Annotated in this window: 19 protein-coding genes; 9 read left to right on the top strand and 10 right to left on the bottom strand. The window is 56.6% G+C overall.

The genetic code is table 11. From position 1 onward, the window contains the following. Positions 1-113 precede the first annotated feature (113 nt). Entirely contained in the window at positions 114-839 is a 726-nt protein-coding gene (gene rpsB / locus CPA59_RS04930; RefSeq protein WP_033569777.1) for a 30S ribosomal protein S2, read from the bottom strand. A 364-nt stretch (positions 840-1,203) separates the two neighbouring features. Here rpsB and map point away from each other — a divergent pair, with 364 nt between their 5' ends. The 4 genes from map (at position 1,204) to CPA59_RS04910 (ending at position 6,131) form a co-directional block, all read left to right on the top strand. Next, entirely contained in the window at positions 1,204-1,998 is a 795-nt protein-coding gene (map, locus tag CPA59_RS04925; protein ID WP_038918081.1) for a type I methionyl aminopeptidase, read from the top strand. 52 nt (positions 1,999-2,050) lie between these two features. Continuing rightward, positions 2,051-4,732: a bifunctional uridylyltransferase/uridylyl-removing protein GlnD gene (gene glnD / locus CPA59_RS04920; protein ID WP_107758809.1), complete on the top strand. Its 2,682-nt coding sequence runs from the start codon at positions 2,051-2,053 to the stop codon at positions 4,730-4,732. A 65-nt stretch (positions 4,733-4,797) separates the two neighbouring features. Beyond that, positions 4,798-5,622 (top strand): 2,3,4,5-tetrahydropyridine-2,6-dicarboxylate N-succinyltransferase, encoded by an 825-nt coding sequence (gene dapD, locus CPA59_RS04915; RefSeq protein WP_038661525.1) that lies wholly within the window; start codon positions 4,798-4,800, stop codon positions 5,620-5,622. Between the two features lie 122 nt (positions 5,623-5,744). Further along, the gene (locus tag CPA59_RS04910; RefSeq protein WP_038661528.1) at positions 5,745-6,131 is read left to right on the top strand and encodes a DUF3461 family protein; all 387 of its coding nucleotides are present in this window, start codon (positions 5,745-5,747) and stop codon (positions 6,129-6,131) included. A gap of 89 nt (positions 6,132-6,220) precedes the next feature. On the opposite strand, the gene CPA59_RS04905 is transcribed toward CPA59_RS04910, so the two are convergent. The 4 genes from CPA59_RS04905 to syd all read right to left on the bottom strand — a co-directional run bounded on the left by CPA59_RS04905 (position 6,221) and on the right by syd (position 9,027). Then, complete coding sequence (locus tag CPA59_RS04905) at positions 6,221-6,673, bottom strand: flavodoxin (protein WP_038918078.1); 453 nt, start codon at positions 6,671-6,673, stop codon at positions 6,221-6,223. A gap of 28 nt (positions 6,674-6,701) precedes the next feature. Next, positions 6,702-7,475 carry a tRNA pseudouridine(65) synthase TruC gene (truC, locus tag CPA59_RS04900; RefSeq protein WP_100849054.1) on the bottom strand — a complete coding sequence of 258 codons (774 nt, stop codon included), beginning with the start codon at positions 7,473-7,475 and terminating at the stop codon, positions 6,702-6,704. Positions 7,476-7,477: 2 nt separating this feature from the next. Then, positions 7,478-7,798: a YqcC family protein gene (locus CPA59_RS04895; protein ID WP_038918076.1), complete on the bottom strand. Its 321-nt coding sequence runs from the start codon at positions 7,796-7,798 to the stop codon at positions 7,478-7,480. A 680-nt stretch (positions 7,799-8,478) separates the two neighbouring features. Next, a complete protein-coding gene (gene syd / locus CPA59_RS04890) occupies positions 8,479-9,027 on the bottom strand; it encodes a SecY-interacting protein (protein WP_038918074.1) in 549 nt (182 codons plus the stop codon). A gap of 261 nt (positions 9,028-9,288) precedes the next feature. On the opposite strand from syd, the gene ppnN reads away from it, so the two are divergent. Then, complete coding sequence (gene ppnN, locus CPA59_RS04885) at positions 9,289-10,653, top strand: nucleotide 5'-monophosphate nucleosidase PpnN (RefSeq protein WP_107758808.1); 1,365 nt, start codon at positions 9,289-9,291, stop codon at positions 10,651-10,653. A 53-nt stretch (positions 10,654-10,706) separates the two neighbouring features. Beyond that, positions 10,707-11,468 (top strand): flap endonuclease Xni, encoded by a 762-nt coding sequence (gene xni / locus CPA59_RS04880; protein WP_107758807.1) that lies wholly within the window; start codon positions 10,707-10,709, stop codon positions 11,466-11,468. Positions 11,469-11,520: 52 nt separating this feature from the next. Here the strand turns inward: xni and rlmM are convergent, their stop codons facing one another. The 4 genes from rlmM to CPA59_RS04860 all read right to left on the bottom strand — a co-directional run bounded on the left by rlmM (position 11,521) and on the right by CPA59_RS04860 (position 14,560). Beyond that, on the bottom strand, positions 11,521-12,621 hold the full coding sequence (gene rlmM / locus CPA59_RS04875) for a 23S rRNA (cytidine(2498)-2'-O)-methyltransferase RlmM (protein WP_038918072.1): 1,101 nt from the start codon (positions 12,619-12,621) through the stop codon (positions 11,521-11,523). 1 nt (position 12,622) lies between these two features. Next, the gene (locus tag CPA59_RS04870; protein ID WP_038661549.1) at positions 12,623-13,009 is read right to left on the bottom strand and encodes a DUF423 domain-containing protein; all 387 of its coding nucleotides are present in this window, start codon (positions 13,007-13,009) and stop codon (positions 12,623-12,625) included. A 49-nt stretch (positions 13,010-13,058) separates the two neighbouring features. Beyond that, complete coding sequence (locus CPA59_RS04865; protein WP_038661551.1) at positions 13,059-13,985, bottom strand: transcriptional regulator GcvA; 927 nt, start codon at positions 13,983-13,985, stop codon at positions 13,059-13,061. A gap of 353 nt (positions 13,986-14,338) precedes the next feature. Then, positions 14,339-14,560, bottom strand: coding sequence for a YgdI/YgdR family lipoprotein (locus CPA59_RS04860; RefSeq protein WP_039691636.1), 222 nt, complete (start codon positions 14,558-14,560; stop codon positions 14,339-14,341). Between the two features lie 171 nt (positions 14,561-14,731). Between CPA59_RS04860 and csdA the strand changes: the two genes are divergently transcribed. Both csdA and csdE read left to right on the top strand, forming a co-directional pair. Beyond that, complete coding sequence (gene csdA, locus CPA59_RS04855) at positions 14,732-15,937, top strand: cysteine desulfurase CsdA (protein WP_107758806.1); 1,206 nt, start codon at positions 14,732-14,734, stop codon at positions 15,935-15,937. Between the two features lie 3 nt (positions 15,938-15,940). Next, positions 15,941-16,384, top strand: a complete 444-nt coding sequence (csdE, locus tag CPA59_RS04850; RefSeq protein WP_049854456.1) for a cysteine desulfurase sulfur acceptor subunit CsdE — start codon at positions 15,941-15,943, stop codon at positions 16,382-16,384. Here csdE and tcdA read toward each other — a convergent pair. Continuing rightward, positions 16,372-17,205, bottom strand: a complete 834-nt coding sequence (gene tcdA, locus CPA59_RS04845) for a tRNA cyclic N6-threonylcarbamoyladenosine(37) synthase TcdA (RefSeq protein ID WP_100849052.1) — start codon at positions 17,203-17,205, stop codon at positions 16,372-16,374. The two genes, csdE and tcdA, sit on opposite strands and share 13 nt — an antisense overlap. Positions 17,206-17,423: 218 nt before the next feature. Between tcdA and CPA59_RS04840 the strand changes: the two genes are divergently transcribed. Then, positions 17,424-17,870: a GNAT family N-acetyltransferase gene (locus tag CPA59_RS04840; protein ID WP_100849051.1), complete on the top strand. Its 447-nt coding sequence runs from the start codon at positions 17,424-17,426 to the stop codon at positions 17,868-17,870. The last annotated feature ends 12 nt before the right edge of the window (positions 17,871-17,882 follow it).

The raw sequence follows: 17,882 nt of genomic DNA, 5'->3' as shown, positions 1-17,882 counted from the left end.
GGTTATCTCGTGGGGGAGATAAGTAAGAGATAAGTAAAAAGGGGGCCTGACAAGGCCCCCTAACCAACATATGTCAATACCTGGTTAATAAGGGCTCAACAGAGCTGGCCTTATTATTCAGCTTCGACGAAGCTCTCTTCTGCCTGTTCAGCCAGATCCTGAGAACGGCCTTCACGGACAGAGGCGGCAACAGCGCTCAGGTACAGGGTTACTGCACGGATGGCGTCGTCGTTACCAGGGATGATGTAGTCAACGCCATCCGGATCGGAGTTGGTATCAACAATTGCAAATACCGGGATACCCAGGTTGTTTGCTTCTTTGATAGCAATGTGTTCGTGATCGGCGTCGATAACGAACAGCGCGTCAGGCAGACCGCCCATGTCTTTGATACCGCCCAGGCTGTTTTCCAGCTTGTCCAGTTCACGGGTGCGCAGCAGCGCTTCTTTCTTGGTCAGCTTGTCGAACGTGCCGTCCTGAGCCTGAGTTTCCAGATCTTTCAAACGTTTGATGGACTGACGAACGGTTTTCCAGTTAGTCAGCATACCGCCCAGCCAGCGATGGTTCACGAAGAACTGGTCGCAACCGGTAGCAGCTTCTTTTACCGCTTCGCTTGCTGCGCGTTTAGTACCGACAAACAGGATCTTGCCCTTGCGGGAAGAAATTTTGCTCAGCTCAGCCAGGGCTTCGTTGAACATCGGTACAGTTTTCTCAAGGTTGATGATGTGAACTTTGTTGCGTGCACCGAAGATGAACGGTTTCATTTTCGGGTTCCAGTAACGAGTCTGGTGACCAAAGTGTACGCCCGCCTTGAGCATGTCGCGCATGGAAACAGTTGCCATGATTACCTCTGTAGATTAAGTATGGGGTTATGCCTCCACGTGTCCCATTGCGCCGACCTGAATGGAAAACCATTCTGGCACCCCGGCGAATGTGTCGACACGTGTGTGTTATACACATAGTGAGTTCAGTTTGAACCAGTCGGTATTCAGTTGCCTGAACGCCAGCCGGATCACCGGCGCGCTTTATACCATAAACCGCCCCCGGACACCAACTTTTGTTGCATTCTACCGTGACGCCCCAAGCCCCGGATGACAGCTTCGTGACGGAATGATGATTTGGCAGTGTCAGGCTGGGCTGATACCATAAATCACTATTTACCGACCCTCTTTCGCCGGAAAAGGCGATACCTGTGGACTGAATTCAATGGCAATCTCAATCAAAACCTCTGAAGATATCGAAAAAATGCGTGTGGCCGGCCGCCTGGCGGCGGAAGTGCTGGAAATCATCGAGCCGCACGTGGTTCCAGGCGTAAGCACCGGCGAGCTGGACCGAATCTGTCATGATCACATCACCAACAAGCAAAACGCGATTTCCGCCAGCCTCGGCTACCACGGCTTCCCGAAATCCGTCTGCATCTCCGTTAACGAAGTGGTGTGCCACGGCATTCCGAGCGACGAGAAAATCCTCAAAGACGGCGATATCGTCAACATCGACGTCACGGTGATCAAAGACGATTTTCACGGCGACACCTCCAAAATGTTCATTGTCGGCAAACCGACCATTCTGGGGGAGCGCCTGTGCAAGGTGACGCAGGAAAGTCTGTATCTGGCGCTGCGGATGATTAAACCGGGCGTCCGATTGCGCACGCTGGGCCGCGAAATCCAGAAATTCGTGGAAGCGCAGGATTTCTCCGTGGTGCGCGAGTACTGCGGTCATGGCATCGGCCGTGGTTTCCATGAAGAGCCGCAGGTGCTGCACTATGACGCCGACGACGGCGGCGTGGTGCTGCAGCCGGGCATGGCGTTTACCGTGGAACCGATGGTCAACGCCGGCGATTACCGTATCCGCACCATGAAAGACGGCTGGACGGTAAAAACCAAGGATCGCAGCTTGTCGGCGCAATACGAGCATACTATTGTGGTGACTGAAAACGGCTGCGAAATAATGACGTTGCGTAAGGATGACACCATCCCCAACATCATCACGCATCAGGAATAATTGAGCATAAGCCGGCTGATGCCGGCTTTTTTTATGTTTATGGTGGCGCAACATGATCGACAGAGACCTTCCGCACGATATCCCCGGTTCCACCACCACGGTTCATCCGGCACCGGCTTCTCCCCTTACCTTCACGGACGACATGCTGAAATGTCAGACGCTGAAAACCCATCTGGAACAGTTCCAGAGCTGGCTGGCGGAGGAGTTCAAAGCCGGCGTCAGCGCGGAAGCGTTGATCGATGCCCGCACGCTGTTTATCGATCACCTGATGCAACGGCTATGGCGCTTTTACGGTTTTGAGAGTACGCCGCAAACCGCGCTGGTAGCGGTAGGCGGCTACGGGCGAGGAGAATTGCACCCGCTGTCGGACATTGACCTGCTGGTCCTGAGCCAGCACAAGCTGACGGACGCTCAGTCACAGACTATCGGCACCTTTATCACGTTGCTGTGGGATCTGCGGCTGGAAGTCGGCCACAGCGTGCGCACGCTGGACGAATGTCTGGAAGAAGGCCGGGCGGATATTTCCGTCGCCACCAACCTGATCGAATCCCGCATGATTTGCGGGGACGTCGCGTTGTTCCTGATGCTGCAAAAACACATTTTCAGCGACGCGTTCTGGCCATCGGAAACCTTCTTTCCCGCCAAGATCGCCGAGCAGCGGGAACGCCACCAGCGCTACCACAGCACCAGTTACAATCTGGAGCCGGATATCAAGAGCAGCCCCGGCGGACTGCGGGATATCCACACCCTGCTGTGGGTCGCCCGTCGTCATTTTGGCGCCACGTCGCTCAACGAAATGGTCGGGTTCGGTTTTCTGACCGAAGCTGAACGCAACGAACTGAATGAGTGCCAGAGTTTTCTGTGGCGCATTCGCTTCGCGCTGCATTTGATCCTGCCCCGTTACGATAACCGCCTGTTGTTCGACCGCCAGCTCAACGTGGCGCAACTGCTGCAATATCAGGGCGAAGGCAACGCGCCGGTAGAACACATGATGAAAGACTTCTACCGTATGACGCGTCGGGTGGGCGAACTGAATCAGATGCTGCTGCAACTGTTTGACGAAGCCATCCTGGCGCTGGACGCCAGCGAGAAACCCCGTCCGCTGGACGAGGAATTCCAGTTGCGCGGCCAGCTTATCGACCTGCGTGACGAAACCCTGTTCGAGCGCAAGCCCGAAGCCATTATCCGCATGTTCTACCTGATGGTGCGCAATCAGGAAATCAGCGGCATCTATTCAACAACCCTGCGGCATCTGCGCCATGCGCGCCGGCATCTGAGCCAGCCGCTGTGCACTATTCCTGAAGCGCGCAGCCTGTTCATGAACATTCTGCGCCACCCGCGCGCCGTCAGCCGGGCGTTGCTGCCGATGCACACCCACAGCGTGCTGTGGGCCTATATGCCGCTGTGGGGCAACATCGTCGGGCAGATGCAATTTGACCTGTTCCACGCCTATACCGTGGATGAGCACACCATCCGGGTGCTGCTGAAACTGGAAAGTTTTACCGAAGAGGCCACTCGCGCGTCGCATCCGCTGTGCGTAGAGCTATACCCGCGACTGCCGCAGCCGGAACTGTTGTTGCTGGCCGCCTTGTTCCACGACATCGCCAAAGGTCGCGGCGGCGACCACTCGGAACTGGGCGCCAAGGACGCGCTGGAGTTCGCCGCGCTGCACGGATTGAATTCACGAGAAACCCAACTGGTCGCCTGGCTGGTGCGCTGTCATCTGTTGATGTCGGTCACCGCGCAACGCCGCGACATTCAGGACCCGGCGGTAATCCAGCAATTCGCCGAACAGGTGCAGAGCGAAACCCGGTTGCGCTACCTGCTGAATCTGACCGTAGCGGATATCTGCGCCACCAATGAGACGCTGTGGAACAGCTGGAAACAGAGCCTGCTGCGCGAATTGTATTTCGCCACCGAGAAGCAACTGCGCCGCGGCATGCAGAACTCGCCGGACCTGCGCGAACGGGTGCGCCATCACCGCTTGCAGGCGCTGGCGCTGTTGCGCATGGACAATATCGACGAGGAAGCGCTGCACCACATCTGGAGCCGCTGCCGCGCCGACTACTTCCTGCGCCATTCCCCGAATCAATTGGCCTGGCACGCCCGCCATCTGCTGGAGCATGACGTCAGTAAACCGATGGTGCTGATCAGCCACCAGGCCAGTCGCGGCGGCACCGAAATTTTTATCTGGAGCCCGGACCGCCCTTACCTGTTCGCCGCGGTCGCCGGTGAACTGGACAGGCGTAACCTGAGCGTACACGACGCCCAGATCTTCACCAGCCGCGACGGTATGGCAATGGACACCTTTATCGTACTGGAGCCGGACGGCAGCCCGCTGGCGCCGGATCGTCACGAGATGATCCGCCACGCCATCGAGCAGGCGCTGACCCAACGGGATTACCAGCATCCGAGAGCACGTCGGCCCTCCTCCCGCCTGCGCCACTTTAGCGTGCCGACGGAAGTCGGTTTTCTGCCGACGCATAACGACCGGCGCAGTTATATGGAGCTAATCGCGCTCGACCAACCCGGCCTGCTGGCGCGGGTGGGCGAAGTGTTCGCCGACCTTAATCTGTCGCTGCACGGCGCCCGTATTTCCACCATCGGCGAACGAGTAGAAGACCTGTTTATTCTGGCAGATAGCGAAAGACGGGCATTAAGCCCCGAATTACGGCTTAAGTTGCAACAACGGTTGACAGAAGCCCTCGACCCAAACGATAAAGTAGCTTCTTAAATGTTAAGCCGCGTCCCGCATGGCGGCGCGCGGCCTGGTTTGATTAATCACGAAAGAGAAACAGGATGCAGCAATTACAGAACATCATCGAAACCGCATTTGAGCGTCGCGCAGACATCACCCCGGCCAATGTGGACACGGTGACGCGCGAAGCGGTGAATCAGGTTATCAGCCAGTTGGACAGCGGCGTGCTGCGTGTGGCTGAGAAAATCAACGGCCAGTGGGTGACGCATCAGTGGCTGAAGAAAGCGGTGCTGCTCTCTTTCCGCATCAATGACAACCAACTGATGGAAGGAGCCGAAACCCGCTACTACGACAAAGTGCCGATGAAATTCGCCGGTTACGACGAAGCGCGTTTCCAGCGTGAGGGTTTCCGCGTCGTGCCGCCAGCCAGCGTACGTCAGGGCGCGTTTATCGCCCGTAACACCGTACTGATGCCGTCTTACGTCAACATCGGCGCCTATGTCGATGAAGGCTCGATGGTTGACACCTGGGCGACCGTCGGCTCCTGCGCTCAGATCGGCAAAAACGTGCACCTGTCCGGCGGCGTCGGCATCGGCGGCGTTCTGGAACCGTTGCAGGCTAACCCGACCATCATCGAAGACAACTGCTTCATCGGCGCCCGCTCCGAAGTCGTGGAAGGCGTGATCGTGGAAGAAGGCTCGGTGATCTCAATGGGCGTGTTCATCGGCCAGAGCACCAAAATCTACGACCGTGAAACCGGCGAAGTGCATTACGGCCGCGTACCGGCGGGCTCGGTAGTCGTATCCGGCAACCTGCCATCTAAAGACGGCAGCTACAGCCTCTACTGCGCAGTGATCGTGAAAAAAGTGGATGCGAAAACCCGCGGTAAAGTGGGAATTAATGAGTTATTACGCACTATCGACTAATACCACTATCGACTAAACTGAATGGCGGGTTATGACCCGCCATTTTTTACGGCATCAAGCCGTCACGACCAACAATACTGGCCCAGTTTTTCAAGCCGACGTAAAACAAGAAAGGTGGTGTTATGTACGACAATCTGAAAAGTCTTGGGATTTCCAACCCGGAAGATATCGACCGCTATAGCCTCCGCCAGGAAGCCAGCAACGATATTCTGAAAATTTACTTTCGCAAGGATAAAGGGGAATTTTTCGCTAAAAGCGTCAAGTTCAAATATCCGCGCCAGCGCAAAACCATCGTCGCAGATAACGCCGGGCAGGGTTACAAAGAAATCAACGAGATCAGCCCCAATCTGCGCTATGTCGTGGACGAGCTCGATCAGATTTGCCAGCGCGATCAGGTTGAGGTGGATTTGAAGCGCAAGATTCTGTCCGACCTGCGTCATCTGGAAAGCGTAGTCACCAACAAGATCAGCGAAATCGAAGCCGATCTGGAAAAACTGACCCAGCGCTGAGTGGGTGTCGTCGACAAGGCTGTAACGCAGCCGATTCAGCATAAGAAACGGGGCCTGGAAGGCCCCGTTTTCACAACCGGCTCCCGGCATTACTTATCCAGCAACGCGGCCCAGGACTCCACCCACGGGCAGGAAACCACTTCGGGTTCCGGATGCTCGGCCGCATCAATTTCCAGCAACTCGCCCAGGCGCTTCGCGCCCATCTCCTGCAACAACGCATCAAACTGATGGCCGCCGCCGCAGAAGTTATCGTAGCTGCTGTCGCCCAGCGCAATCAGCCCGTAGCGTAAATCCGGCTGATAACCGACTTTTTCACGCAGCGCTTCGTACAACGGCACGATAGACTCCGGCAACTGCCCCTGACCGGTGGTGGAGGTCACCACCAGCACCGTCAGCTGGCTGTAAGCCAGCCAGTCATCTACCGAAGCCTCTTCGAAAATCTTTACCTCATGCCCGTGCGTCTTAAGGATGCTTTCCGCTTCCTCCGCCACCAGCAACGCGTTGCCGTACACCGTGCCAACAAAAATACCGACTTGCGCCATGACGCTGATTCTCCTGTTTATGCTGACGTCAGGCGTTATCCTGACCCGACGCCTGAGGAAACTCAACCCTTTCAACATCAGGGAGACTGCCTTGCCAGCCGAATTGCGTCATTACGCCCTGCCAGGGTTCGTCCCAGCGTGCCGATATTACCAGCGGCTCGTTGGTAACCGGGTGAGTCAGCGACAAGCGGCTGGCGTGCAACATCAGGCGGGCGCAGTCGAAGTGCGCCGCCATACCGCGGTTCTGGCGCAGGTCGCCGTGGGTAGTATCCCCAATAATAGGATGACGCAAATGCGCCATATGTCGCCGCAACTGGTGCTTGCGTCCGGTCCTGGGGCTCAATTCCAGCAGGCTGTAGCGAGAGGTGTCATAACGCCCGATCGCCACCGGCATCTCGGCACACGCCAGTACCCGATAGTGGCTGACGGCAGGCTGCGGCGCTTTGTCGGGGTCGGCGTATTTATCGGCGATGCGATCCAGCTCTTCCGTCAGCGCATAATCAATCACGCCGTCTTCCATCACATAGCCGCGAACCACCGCATGATAGGTTTTCTCCATCTGATGCTGCTCGAACTGCTGCGCCAGTAGCCGCGCCACCTCAGGGGACAACGCCATCAACAGCACGCCGGAAGTAGGACGGTCCAGACGGTGCACGGTAAACACGTGCTGACCAATCTGGTCGCGTACCGTTTGCATCACCACCACTTTTTCCTTGCGATCCAGCCAGCTACGGTGCACCAGCCAGCCTGCCGGTTTATTCACCGCAATCAGATGCTCATCCTGATAGACAATCTCCAGCATCCTCATTCCTCAAACAATACGTCCAACGCACGCAACTGCGTCAGCAATTCACCGACATCATCCGAACGCCCGTCGAACGCCACCTCAAAATAAGGCAGGATGGCAAGCCGGGCCGGCAACGGCGCGCCGCTGTCCAGTAATGCGTGCATACGCGGCAGAAATACCCATTGCAGCCACTGTTCGGCCGCCATCGTATCAATGCAGAACGGCTCCTGACTGGCAAACGCCGCCTCATCAGGCGCAGAAGACTGCCATAACGGGCTCGCCTTCAGGGCATGCTCGATAGCGAACAGCGATTGTCGGATGCGAATCTCTACACTCATGGGCCGGGGTCTCATCAGGCTTGGTAACAGGGCGGCAAAGCATAGCATCGTTGTCCTGTTCTGGCATCCCGGATGCATCCCCCGCAACCGGAATGCGCGTACTGAGCGGCAACAGGTAAAAACGAAAAGAGGGAACCGATTTCTCGGTTCCCTCTTAGTTCGTTTGCAGCAGTCCCGCTACCTTGTTGCTTCCCTGCTCGTCCTTGAAAACTTGTCCTTGATGGTCTTCCTAACCCACAATCCTTGCTGGCGATCCCTCTTTCATCCGTGACGGTCGATCCTTCATAATCATCCGTGATCGCATTCCTTTAGGCTCCTGCCCCACCGGCATTCCCAGGCCGGCTCTCATTCTCCTTCCTGGAGGTGTCCCTTATTTCATCCTGAAAAAAGAGTCTGGTTGTAACAGCAATTGACTCCCTGCCCTCCTGGCATGGTCGACATACCCTGTTACCGTGTTACGAAACTGAATAATAAGATGTATTAATTAAACCGAATCAGCAAGCCACCCAAACGCCCCAATAGCCGCATAAAAAACGCGGTTTATTGACGAACACCATTAATTCATTAATTAATAATGCAAAAATTAAACGGAAATCTTAGTTTAATATTAAAGATAAGAGATCGCTTACACGCAATGTAAGAGATCTCTCACACATCGAAAAGCGAAACGCGATTCAGCATTATGGAATCAATGGCAACAGCTTATACAGAAAATCAACCAGATCCGATGACAACACTCGACGCTGGCGTGTTCCAAATTCTTCCAGCACAACTTCGCCGCTCAGGTTGCACAAAGAGATTAGCGCCATTTCAGAATGCGTTGTCGCAAGAAATAACGTAGGTGACAATTTTAGTCGTTTTTGTGTCAAAAGGTGACCAATCAGGTTCTCCTGCAGACGGATAAAATCGTCTTCGCTCCAGGCCTGAAGCAGCGTGCATTCCAAATCATCAAAGCGAGCCGTCATGTCGCCGGCGAACTGGCTGGTGAAAAAGGCATGCGCATCCGGGTGCAGTTGAATCTCCAGCGCCCGTTCAACGCCATCCAGCCGCGCAGGCACGACCGGCGCCTGCGGCAACCAGTGCACCCGGCTATCCTGCGTGGCGACGATGCAGGGCGAGGCCACGCCGTACAAATCCTCGCTGGCTGGCGGATGGCCCGTTTCCCGTTGCCATAATTCGACATAACGCTGGGTGAATGCGTTCAGCGCCTGTGATACCTGCTGCTCCATCTTACCTCTCAATCTGAGTCTGTCGGATTTCACTGAATACACATTCTATCCCGACTATAGCGCCTGCCGTCGACAGAATACGCATCAAAGTGCGTAACGCCGCGCAACTTTATCGTTGGAAGGTCACCCTGCATTGGCAAAAGGCTCTTCGACACGTTAAGGTGAGATAGCAAAGAAACGTATCACACAAACGCATCGAACCTGCGTGTTGGGCAAACGTCTTGGACAACTGTCGTCGCACACTGCGTTTCAGGGAGTAGTATGATCACACATATCAGCCCGTTAGGGTCCATGGATTTACTGTCGCAGTTGGAAGTGGATATGCTGAAAAGCACCGCCAGCAGCGATCTTTACCGGCTATTCCGCAATTGTTCCCTCGCCGTCCTGAACTCCGGCAGTCAGACGGACAACAGCAAGGAGTTGCTCTCCCGCTACGAGGATTTCGACATCAACGTGCTGCGCCGTGAGCGCGGTGTGAAACTGGAACTGGTCAACCCGCCGGAAGAAGCATTTGTCGACGGGCAGATTATCCGTTCGTTGCAGGCCAACCTGTTCGCCGTGCTGCGCGATATCCTGTTTGTGAACGGCCAGATCGCCAGCGCCGGGCGTTATCAAAACCTGGATCTCGAAGATTCCACCCATATCACCAATCTTGTGTTCTCCATCCTGCGCAACGCCAGAGCGCTGCACGTGGGCGAGGAGCCGAATCTGGTAGTGTGCTGGGGCGGTCATTCGATCAATGAAACCGAATACCTGTACGCCCGCAAAGTCGGCAGCCAGCTCGGCTTACGCGAGTTGAACATCTGTACCGGTTGCGGACCGGGCGCGATGGAAGCCCCGATGAAAGGCGCCGCCGTGGGCCATGCCCAGCAGCGTTACCGGGACGGGCGTTTCATCGGCATGACCGAGCCGTCCATCATCGCCGCCGAGCCGCCCAATCCGCTGGTGAATGAACTGATCATCATGCCAGATATTGAAAAACGTCTGGAAGCGTTTGTGCGCATCGGCCACGGCATCGTAATTTTCCCGGGCGGGGTTGGCACCGCGGAAGAGTTTCTCTATCTGCTGGGCATCATGATGGACCCGGCCAACAGCGAGCAGGTGTTGCCGATTATTCTTACCGGCCCGCAGGAAAGCGCCGACTACTTCCAGGTGCTTGACGAGTTCATCGTTAGTACGCTGGGTCGCCAGGCGCGCCGTTATTATTCCATCATCATCAACGACGCCGCCGAAGTGGCCCGGCAGATGAAAAAAACCATGCCGCAGGTGAAAGAACACCGCCGCCACACCGGCGACGCCTACAGCTTCAACTGGTCGCTGCGTATCGCGCCGGACTTGCAACTGCCGTTCGAGCCGACGCACGAGAACATGGCTAACCTCAATCTGCATCCCGACCAGCCGGCCGAACAGTTGGCCGCCACGTTGCGCCGGGCGTTTTCCGGTATCGTGGCCGGTAACGTCAAAGAGGCGGGTATTCGGGCCATCGAAGAATACGGCCCTTACAAATTGCACGGCAATGCCGACATCATGAAAAGCATGGACCGGCTGTTGCAGGACTTCGTGTCCCAGCAGCGTATGAAGCTGCCTGGCAGCGCTTACGTCCCGTGCTACGAAATCTGTTCCTGACCATCAGTTCGCCGCCGGCGTTAGGCCGGCGGCGACTCACATGACTACCGCTTATGGCCGTACATCTGCTTATTGTCGACGCGCTCAACCTGATCCGACGCATTCATGCGGTACAAGGTTCCCCTTGCCTGACTGCCTGCCGGCACGCGCTGGGCCAGTTGATACAGCACAGTCAACCCACGCATGCCGTTGCCGTCTTTGATGACGAACAGCGGGATCAGAGCTGGCGCCACCAGTTGCTGCCGGAATACAAGGCCGGCCGCGCGCCCATGCCGGAAAATCTGTCGCAGGAACTGCCGCAGATCAGGGACGCCTTTCTGGCATCCGGGGTGGAGAGCTGGCACTCGCCGGGCAACGAAGCTGACGATCTGGCCGCCACGCTGGCTTGTAAAGTCGCCGCGCAAGGGCATCAAGCCACCATTGTCTCGACCGACAAGGGTTACTGTCAGTTACTGGCGCCGACCATTCGTATTCGGGATTACTTTCAGAAGCGCTGGCTGGACGTGCCGTTCATCCAGCAGGAGTTCGGCGTTCAACCCGAGCAGTTGCCGGATTACTGGGGGCTGGCGGGGATCAGCAGCAGCAAAATCCCCGGCGTAAGCGGCATTGGGCCGAAAACCGCCGCCCAGCTGTTGCAACAGGCTGGTTCGCTGGAGGCGCTATACCAGCAGTTGGAGCAGGTACCGGAGAAATGGCGCCGCAAGCTGGAAGCCCAGCAGGACATGGCTTACCGCAGCCGTCAGGTCGCCACGCTCAGAACCGATCTGGTACTCAATGGCAACCTGCAGCAGCTACGCCTGCCCGCATCGGGTTAAACGGCGTTAATCACCGACACGTACAGGCATCACGCCCGGCAACGGCAGAAACTCAACGTTCGTCGCGCCGGCCGGGAATCGCACCCCAGATACGCCGTGCATGAACGGTGACTTCTTCACGATCGTGATAGAGGTGTTTGGCATGAATCTCAAAATTGATGCCGTTTTCCTCCATCCGCTGCGCCAGTAAGGCCAGATTCTGGGTCACTTCTTCATAGCGCTTTTTCATCGGCAGCTTAAGGTTGAAGATCACTTCGCGACACCAGCCATTGACCAGCCAGTCAGCCATACGGCTGGTGACTTTGGCCGGTTTTTCCACCATATCGCACACCAGCCAGTAGATATTGTTACGCGGCGGCTCAAAGCGGAAACCGTCCGCCTGATGGTGGATCACCTGCCCGGTATCCATCAGGCTCGGCGCCATCATGCCGTTATCGACGGCGTGAACCATCATACTGCGTTTCACCAGTTGATAGGTCCAGCCGCCGGGGCAAGCGCCCAGATCCACCGCAAACATACCGCTGGAGAGGCGTTCGTCCCATTCGTCCGCCGGCACGAACACATGGAATGCTTCTTCCAGCTTCAGCGTCGAGCGGCTTGGGGCGTCCGCAGGGAACTTCAGCCGCGGAATCCCCATATAGAACGGTGAATTGTTATTGCTGTAGGAATAACCGACATAGCAGCAACCGGGAGCGATGAACAACACATGAATAACCGGACGGCTGGCTTTCTCCTGTGCCAGCAGGATGCGGTTTTCCCGCAGCGCAGCGCGCAGCGGCACCGTGAACTTGCGGCAGAACTTCATCAGTTCCTTGCTTTCGTTGGTATCCGGCACTTCAACCCGCAGCTCTCCGGCGCGCTCCAGCGCCCCGGTCAGCATCCCGACGATCGGCGTGATGCGATCCTCCGGCGGCAGATCGCGCAACAATTCGCCGCATACCATCATCTGACGCGCAAATATCAGTTCCTGGAACGGTAATTCCTTAATCAGCCGATCGGCGTCTTCGTGCTGGTAGCACTCAAACATCACATACCCGCTGTTATCCTTTACCCGTACAAAGCCATAGACGTTATAACGCGCCGCCTTGTCGGTAATTTCCGCCGCGCACTCTTTCTCAAACCCAGGGCGGCAGTACAAAATCACTTTATTCATGCTACTCAGCCTTTTTCTTTAAGCGTAAGGCTCCAATTAACAGTAACAGCCAGCCCGTCAGGAAGCACGCGCCCCCCACCGGAGTGACAAATACCCATAGTTTGAGGTGCGACAACGCCAGACAGTACAGGCTGCCGCTAAACAGCAGCGTACCCAGCGCCAGAAACGCCGCACTCCAGTAAAACCAAACATTCGCCCGTTGATGCATCGCCGCCGACAGCGCCAGAATCGCCAGCGTGTGAAACGCCTGATACTGGAGCCCGGTGTGCAGCCAGGACATTTCCGCTTCGCCCAGCGATTTACTCAACACATGCGTGCCGAACGCCCCCAACGCCACATATACAAACCCGCTGATAGCGGCGAATATCAGCATGAAACGGCTGTTCATCGTTTGATCTATTCCATATATCAAGAAAAAGAGGCTGAACCCGGCGGATTCAGCGCGCACTGTTGTCGTAGCGGAAGCGGAACTTTTCCTGTTCGCTGGCCGCACGAGCCAGAATCCATTGGCGAAAGGCGGCTATTTTACCCAGTTCCGCCTGACTGTCATGACAAACCAGATAAAACGCGTTTTTGCTGACCAGCACATCATTGAACGGACACACCAGTCTGCCCGCTTCAATTTCCGTCTGCGCCATCACATTGTTGGCCAGCGCGACCCCCTGGCCGTGAATCGCCGCCTGCAACACCATCGCGCTATGACTGAAAATCGGCCCTTGTTGCACATTAATCTGAGTTATCCCCAACTGGCGGGTATAGGCCATCCAGTCACGCCGCGAGGCGTCATGCAACAGCGTATGCCATATCAGGTCCCCCGGCGTTTTCAGCGGGTGCTCCCCGGCCAATAATTGCGGCGCGCAAACCGGCAACAGATACTCCGCGTACAGCTTTTCCACCCGTAATCCCGGCCAGTTGCCGCGTCCGTAGAAGATCGCCACGTCCACATCATCCGACAGTCGTTCCTCTTCCCGGTCCACCGCCTGAATTCGCACATCAATGCCCGGATATTCCGTGTTGAAACTCGACAGACGCGGCACCAGCCAGTGAATGGCGAAGCTAGGCAGCAGACTCACCGTCAGCGCGCCTTTGGCGCTACGAGCCTGCAGCTTGCGGGTCGCTTCATTAAGGGCGGAAAAGATTTCCTTGATGTCCAGAAAGTAGCTCTGCCCTTCTTCCGTCAGCAACAGCGAACGGTTACGGCGGCGGAACAGTTTCAGGCCGAGAAAATCTTCCAGCGATTTGATCTGATGGCTGACGGCAGCCTGGGTAACGAATAACTCTTCGGCCGCGCGGGTAAAACTGAGGTGGCGGGCAGCAGCGTCAAAGACGCGCAAAGCATTGAGAGGCGGCAATCGTTTCGACATAAACCGGATTCTTCGTATGCGGCTTACCCCGGTAAACACTACCGCGATTTGCCATTAGTTTTTGTAATCCGAGGCATTATAAATTGTCCGTTGAGGATGCACCAGCAAATACCTATAGTAGCGCCACTTCCCTGAGCCGGAACGAAAAGTGCGTAAGGTTGACCGATGTGCTTTTGGCTTGTGGTTGTGATGTTGTGTTTGCTATTTGTTTACTGTCTGCATTTCAGACGTGGTAGCGATGCTACCTTTTCATTTCCTGTACATTTACCCTGTCTGTCTAAGTGATTTTTGCATAGCACCGCGTTTTGCGGTGCTTTTTTTTTGCCCATATTGCATTGACCAGAAGATATCGATCACTTCGCTTCCGTCATCGATCTCAGCGCATCACGATTAATCTGTTGATGATGACCATAGGCATCGGTGTAACTGATGAGGCCGGTCTCTTCATCCACCTTCGGCTTGCCATCGGCAATGATGGTCCGTCCGTCGGAGGTTTCCAGCACATAATGGCTGGAGCAGGCTGACAGCGATAATGCCAGGCCCAGAGCGACAAGAATTACAATTTTATTCTTCATACTTAACTCCTGGTATTTTTTAATGCCTTCATAAAGGCATTAGTCATTATTAAACTCCGAATCAAGCAAGGTTAAGGGTAGCAAGCTGAACGAGGTTTTCGTTCAGGATCGTCCTAAACTTGTTTCAGCCGCAAAAATGGGACAGGATCTGTCGCTCAACAGAGGATCGACATGAAACCGTTCAACGCCCCGTATTTTCGCCAGCAATTTCCCGCGCTTCGCCAGCCCGGCGTCTATCTTGACAGCGCAGCCACGGCGCTGAAGCCCGACGCGGTTATCGCCGCGGTTCAGCACCACTACGCCAGTGAAACGGGCAATGTTCATCGCAGCCAGCACCGCGCCGCCCGGCAGTTGTCGGAAGCGTTTGAGCAGGCGCGCGAAAAAGTAGCGGATTTCATTGGCGCAGCGCAGGCACGCGGCATCGTCTGGACCAAAGGCACGACGGAAGCGATCAATCTGGTGGCGCAATGTTATGCCCGCCCACGGTTACAACCCGGCGATGAGATCCTGGTTAGCGAAGCCGAGCACCATGCCAATCTGATCCCGTGGCTGATGGTGGCGCAGCAAACAGGAGCGCGGGTGGTAAAGCTGCCGATTGGCGCGGATAGTCTGCCCGATCTTCAGCTGTTGCCCTCATTGATCAACGCCCGGACCCGCCTGCTGGCTATCGGGCAGATGTCGAATGTGACCGGCGGCATGCCGGACCTGAAACGAGCGATTACGCTGGCGCATCAGGCCGGCGCGGTGGTGATGGTCGACGGCGCGCAGGGCATTGCGCACACGACGACCGACGTGACGGCGCTGGATATCGACTTTTACGCGTTCTCCGGCCATAAACTGTATGGCCCTACCGGCATCGGCGTGCTGTACGGCAAACCGGCCCTGCTGGAAACCATGCCGCCCTGGCAGGGCGGCGGAAAAATGATGACGGCAGTGTCGTTTGACGGTTTCACGCCGCAAGCCATTCCCCAGCGCTTCGAAGCCGGTACGCAGCACATTGCCGGGGTGATCGGCCTGGCTGCCGCCATTGACTGGTGGCAGCAACAGGACCGCCCGGCGGCGGATCGGCATAGCGTCGCGCTGGCGAGCGATGCGGAACAGCAGTTGAGCGCGTTACCCGGTTTTCGCAGCTTCCGCGCTTCCGGTTCCAGCCTGTTGTCGTTCACTATCGAAGGCGTGCACCACCACGATCTGGTGACCCTGCTGGCAGAGGACGGCATCGCTCTGAGAGCCGGACACCATTGCGCTCAGCCGCTGATGGCGGCGCTGGGCGTGCCCGGCACGCTGCGGGCCTCATTTGCGCCCTATAACCAACAGCAGGACGTGGACCATCTGGTCCTGGCTACCCAAAAAGCGCTTGAATTACTGATGGATTGATTGATGATGACCGATTCTACACGCCATCCGTTTGGCACTGAAATTGATGAAGCGGCGCTGACGACGCGTTTTGACGCCTGTCGCTCCTGGGAAGAACGCTACCGTCAGTTGATCCTGCTGAGCAAATCCTTGCCGTCGCTGCCGGACGCACGTCGTCAGGAACATATCGAACTGTCCGGTTGTGAAAACCGCGTCTGGCTGGGATATCAACGGCGGACGGACGGCGCCCTGCATTTTTACGGCGACAGCGACGGCCGCATCGTACGTGGGCTGCTGGCAATCCTATTGACGGCGGTGGAAGGCAAAACCGCGCAAATGCTGCAACAGCAAGACCCGCTGGCTTTGTTTGACCGGCTGGGACTGCGCGCCGAACTCAGCGCATCACGCGCCGGCGGGCTGGCCGCGCTGGCCAGCCGCATCCACGACATCGCCCGTCACGAATCCTGATTCAACGCGACGGCCTGCGCCTGCCGGGCATCGCGCGCCATCATTTTTTTCAACGCATGGGAAACCGCCACAAAGCCAAAAGTGGCGGTCACCATGGTCGCCGCGCCGAAGCCTGAGGCGCAATCCATACGTTTCACGCCGTCAGCGGTGCTGCGAGACGCGCAAACCGAACCATCCGGTTGTGGGTACATCAGCGGCTCGCTGGAAAACACGCAGTCGATGCCGAGCTTGCCCTTGCTGTTTTTAACGATATTAAAATCGTGCTTCAACCGCTCGCGTAACTTGGCCGCCAGCGGATCCTGAATGGTTTTCGCCAGATCGGCGACCTCAATACGGGTCGGGTCAATCTGCCCTCCCGCTCCTCCCGTGGTCACCACCGGCACTTTATTGCGGCGACACCAGGCCAGCAGCGCGGCTTTGGGGCGCACGCTATCGATAGCGTCAATCACATAGCTGAAATTGTTGTCCAGCAGTTCCGCCACATTATCGGCGCTGATGAAATCATCGACGCAGGTCACCCGGCATTCCGGGTTAATCGCCAGAATTCGCTCCGCCATCACCTCGGTTTTCAACTGCCCGGTGTGCTGACGCAGGGCATGAATCTGCCGGTTGGTGTTGCTGACGCACACATCATCCATGTCAATCAGGGTAATCGCGCCGATACCGGTGCGCGCCAGCGCTTCCGCCGCCCAGGACCCTACCCCGCCAATGCCGATCACGCACACATGCGCGCCGGCAAACAGCGACAACGCCCGCTGACCGTACAAACGCGCCGTACCGCCAAAGCGTTGCAGATAACTCTCGGATAATTGCGTACTCATCGCCCACCTTCACTCAATCACAAACGGCAGCGATGATACCCCAGTCAGGACCATTTGCGCAGCGGATAACGGCAATCTATTCCACACGCTGCGTTTCTCCACAGCCGGCACTTGCACCCTGCCGTCATTATTTACCGTTTTGACAGGTGACGACTTTAGGTGAGCTGTGGCACTTTAACTGATGACGCTCATTAGGCGGCGCTCCGCCGGAGGAAACCATGCATCCTGAACTGATCCCCGCCACCGAATCGGATATCGATTTCCTGCTGCAACTGCGCAGGCTGACTATGGGGAAATATCTGGCGGACATCGGCGCATCGACAGACAGCGACAGCCTGATGCGGCGCGTTCGCTACGAGTTTGAACACGCCCATATCGTGCGGGTGGAGGGGCAGCCCGCCGGGTTGTTCAAATATCGCTTCATGCCGCAGGAACAGCACTGGTATCTGATTCAGATTCAGATCCACCCGGATTTTCAGAACCGCGGCCTCGGCAAGCTATTGATTGAAACCCTGCTCGCGCAGGCATCGGCGCAGGGCCAACCGGTGGTGTTGAGCGTGCTGAAAAATAATCCGGCGCGCCATCTTTACCACCGGCTGGGATTTCGGGTCACCGACCAAAACGACCGGGAATTCATCATGACCTGCCGCCCTCAGCCGCAATAAAAAAACAGACAA

The organism is Dickeya sp. Secpp 1600 (genome assembly GCF_003049805.1).
Taxonomy (GTDB): Bacteria; Pseudomonadota; Gammaproteobacteria; order Enterobacterales; family Enterobacteriaceae; genus Dickeya; species Dickeya fangzhongdai.
This window is presented reverse-complemented; position numbering and strand designations above follow the sequence as displayed.